Source organism: Pseudomonas sp. Sample_24, from assembly GCF_004307605.1.
GTDB lineage: Bacteria > Pseudomonadota > Gammaproteobacteria > Pseudomonadales > Pseudomonadaceae > Aquipseudomonas.
In genome coordinates this window covers 1-3919 of sequence record NZ_RCNW01000277.1, presented here as the reverse complement: position 1 = coordinate 3919, position 3919 = coordinate 1, and the positions used below count along the sequence as shown (strand labels likewise).

At 56.9% G+C, this 3919-nt stretch carries 3 protein-coding genes; 1 reads left to right on the top strand and 2 read right to left on the bottom strand.

Translation table 11 applies throughout. The features are described from left to right. Positions 1-127 precede the first annotated feature (127 nt). Positions 128-1348 carry a CaiB/BaiF CoA-transferase family protein gene (locus D8V06_RS15495; protein WP_056854491.1) on the bottom strand — a complete coding sequence of 407 codons (1221 nt, stop codon included), beginning with the start codon at positions 1346-1348 and terminating at the stop codon, positions 128-130. A gap of 13 nt (positions 1349-1361) precedes the next feature. Next, positions 1362-2543 (bottom strand): acyl-CoA dehydrogenase, encoded by a 1182-nt coding sequence (locus tag D8V06_RS15490; RefSeq protein WP_130905144.1) that lies wholly within the window; start codon positions 2541-2543, stop codon positions 1362-1364. A 157-nt stretch (positions 2544-2700) separates the two neighbouring features. On the opposite strand from D8V06_RS15490, the gene D8V06_RS15485 reads away from it, so the two are divergent. Beyond that, a complete protein-coding gene (locus D8V06_RS15485; RefSeq protein WP_130906707.1) occupies positions 2701-3600 on the top strand; it encodes a LysR family transcriptional regulator in 900 nt (299 codons plus the stop codon). Positions 3601-3919 lie beyond the last annotated feature (319 nt).

The following is a 3919-nucleotide window of genomic DNA, read 5'->3' as shown; positions in this document are numbered from 1 at the left end:
GCGAATTATAGACACCTGAGATCTGCCGTCAAGCGTTGATTTGGTTTTTCTATCAATAACTTACGAAAGGCAAGAAAACAGCGCACCTGCACACACAAAACCCGCGCCTTCTATATAGACGGCGCCTTCAGAGCACACCTGCGTCCTTCAACGCAGCCACCACACCCGCATCCAGCCCCAGCACTCGCTGCAGCACTTCCAGCGTATGCTCTCCCAACAATGGCGGCGCTTGGCGATACTCCACCGGCGTTTCGGACAAACGAATAGGACTTGCTACCTGAGGCACCATGCCAGCCAGCGCATGCGGCAATTCAATAGCCAGCCCTCGCGCCTTGACCTGCGGATCGGCAAACATTTGCGCCAGATCGTTGATCGGCCCGCAGGGCACGCCAGCCCGTTCGAGCTCAGCCACCCACTCAGCGGTAGTTTTGAACACCGTCGCCTGGCGGATCAGTGGAATCAGCACCGCTCGGTTGGCCACCCGCTGCTTGTTGGTTGCGAAACGAGGATCGTCTGCCCACTGGGGTTGCCCAGCCACTTCAGCGAACTTTCGGAACTGTCCGTCATTGCCCACGGTGAGGATGAAGTCGCCGTCAGCAGTAGGAAAGTCCTGATAAGGCACGATGTTCGGATGCGCATTGCCCAGGCGCTTCGGCGCATTACCCGTAGTCAGGTAATTCATCGCCTGGTTAGCCAGGCACGCCACCTGAACATCGAGCAGCGCCATATCGATATGCTGTCCGCCACCATCATGATCCCGATGCGCAAGCGCTGCGAGGATTGCCACGGTCGAATAGAGCCCTGTCAGGATGTCCGTCAGCGCAACGCCCACTTTAACCGGCCCGGCGCCTTCCTCACCCTCAGGTCGACCCGTCAGACTCATGAGCCCGCCGAGCCCCTGGATCATGAAATCGTAGCCAGCACGCTTGGCATACGGCCCGGTCTGACCAAACCCGGTAATCGAGCAATAGATCAGATTCGGGTTAATCGACCTTAGTGCTTCGTAGTCCAGCCCATAAGCGGCCAGACCACCCACCTTGAAGTTCTCGATCAGGATGTCTGATTTGGCCGCCAGATCACGCACCAGCTTCTGACCTTCAGGGCGCGTGAAGTCGATGGTGACCGACTGCTTGTTGCGATTGGCCGACAGATAATAAGCGGCCTCGCTGGTGTTCTCGCCATAAGCGTCCTTAAGGAAGGGCGGCCCCCAGGCGCGCGTGTCGTCACCGTTGCCAGGGCGCTCGACCTTGATCACTTCGGCGCCAAGGTCGGCGAGGATCTGCCCGGCCCACGGCCCGGCCAATACCCGCGACAAATCCAGTACCCGTAGATGTGAAAGCGCGCCCATGGTCGTTCTCCTATTAATAGAACGCCTGGATGCCGGTCTGCGCGCGACCAAGAATCAGCGCGTGGACGTCGTGTGTACCTTCATAGGTATTCACCACTTCCAGGTTGACCAGGTGACGAGCAACGCCGAACTCATCAGAGATACCGTTGCCACCCAACATGTCACGGGCCATGCGCGCAATGTCCAGCGACTTGCCGCAGGAGTTACGCTTCATCATCGAAGTGATTTCGACTGCCGCAGTACCTTCGTCCTTCATACGACCCAAGCGCAGGCAGCCCTGCAACGCCATGGTGATTTCGGTCTGCATGTCGGCCAGCTTCTTCTGGATCAGCTGAGTCGCAGCCAACGGGCGACCGAACTGCTGACGATCCAGCGTGTATTGGCGAGCGGTGTGCCAGCAGAACTCGGCAGCACCCAGCGCACCCCAGGAAATACCGTACCGAGCGGAGTTCAGACAGGTGAACGGTCCTTTCAAGCCTCGGACATCCGGGAAAATGTTCTCTTCCGGCACGAATACGTTGTCCATCACGATTTCACCGGTGATCGATGCACGCAGGCCGACCTTGCCGTGAATAGCCGGTGCGCTAAGGCCCTTCCAGCCTTTCTCCAGAACGAATCCGCGGATATCACCCGCATCGTCCTTGCCCCAAACGACAAAAACGTCAGCGATCGGGCTGTTGGTGATCCACATCTTGCTACCGGTCAAGCTGTAGCCGCCTTCCACTTTACGCGCACGAGTAATCATCGCGCCCGGGTCGGAACCGTGGTTAGGCTCCGTCAGACCGAAGCAGCCGATCCATTCGCCGGAAGCCAGTTTCGGCAGGTATTTCTGCTTTTGAGCTTCGGTACCGAATTCGTTGATCGGCACCATCACCAGCGAGGATTGCACACTCATCATCGAGCGGTAGCCCGAATCGACACGCTCGACTTCACGGGCAATCAGGCCATAGCTGACGTAGTTCAGGCCACTGCCACCGTATTGCTCAGGAATGGTGGCACCCAACAGGCCCACCTCCCCCATCTCGCGAAAGATCGCCGGATCGGTCTTTTCATGGCGGAAAGCTTCGAGAACCCGCGGCGCGAGCTTCTGCTGAGCGAACTGCGCAGCGGTGTCGCGAATCATGCGCTCTTCTTCGGTGAGCTGTTGATCCAGCAGCAGGGGATCGATCCAGTTGAAGCTAGCTTTACCGGCCATGAGTGTGTCCTCTCGAAACAGGTCAAATAACGTGGACTGATCCTAGGCCGGGTTCGGCGTCACGGCAAACGAGGATTTCGCATACTGTTGTGCTAATTTCTCACTCCGAAACGTCGCGCAATGCATTTAAGGCGATGTATTAGTGAGGTTGACGTACATGCGCAGAAAGATACCCAGCACAACCGCCCTGATAAGCTTTGAAGCGGCAGCGCGACACGAAAGCTTTACCAAAGCAGCCGAGGAGCTTTCGCTGACCCAAGGTGCAATCTGTCGACAGATCGCCAGCCTGGAAGAGTTCCTGAATGTGGAACTCTTTCGACGCTCACGGCGCGGTGTAAAGCTGACTGAAGCCGGGCTTTCCTACAGCCGTCGGGTTGCCACTCAACTCGACGCAGTCGAGCGCGACACTTTGTCGGTGATGGGCCAGCAGGGCGCCAACGTAATCGAGCTGGCCGTGGTACCGACTTTCGGCACCCAGTGGTTACTGCCGCGACTCAAAGACTTCCAACACAAACATCCCGAAGTGACGGTCAACCTGACCAACCGGACGCGGCCATTCCTGTTTGCCGACACGGACTTCGATGCCGCGATTTACTTTGGCGACGCGGATTGGTCGGGCACGGAATCCCACCGCTTGATGGGCGAAAATCCCATGCCCGTTTGCAGCCCCGGCCTACTCGGAAAGAAAACCATCCTTTCCCCCGAAGAAATCGCAGAACTCCCTCTCCTGCAACAAACCACCCGGCCGTATGCCTGGCGTCAGTGGTTCAACTCCCAGCATCTGAACATCCCTCGAGACATGACAGGCCCGCGCTACGAGCTATTCTCAATGCTCGCCCAGGCGGCGATGCACGACATGGGCATAGCATTGATTCCGCCATTCCTGATTCAACGCGAATTGACAGAGAAACGCCTGGTCATCGCCAACCCTCAGGCGCTCTCCAGTATCAAGGCGTATTACTTGATGATTCCTGAGCGAAAGGTCGAATCGGCATCTTTAAGGGCTTTTCGAGATTGGCTGGTCACGCAGGCGCACAGCTATAGCCTAGAAGAATAAAGGCCCGGATCGCCTTGTTGACTTCGTAGTCAGTTAATCAAAAACCCTACAGATATACGGATATGTCGCTTAAACACAAACTGTTTGGTAAAGCAGTACAAACGTCCCACAAGCGCCTGAAGACGCGGCTTTGCGCCACTATTGAGGGCCGATGCCGCATCATTCATACGGCCGATGTCCAATTTCCTGAATTTGCGCCAGAATCCTTACAAGGCACGGCCTGCAAGGGATTGAGCCGGTTGGTTGCGACATTCGGTCACGGGGTGACTTGTAGTTAATTTTCCGTCACCCGTCATAATCCCTTGAAGGGCACAAAGTT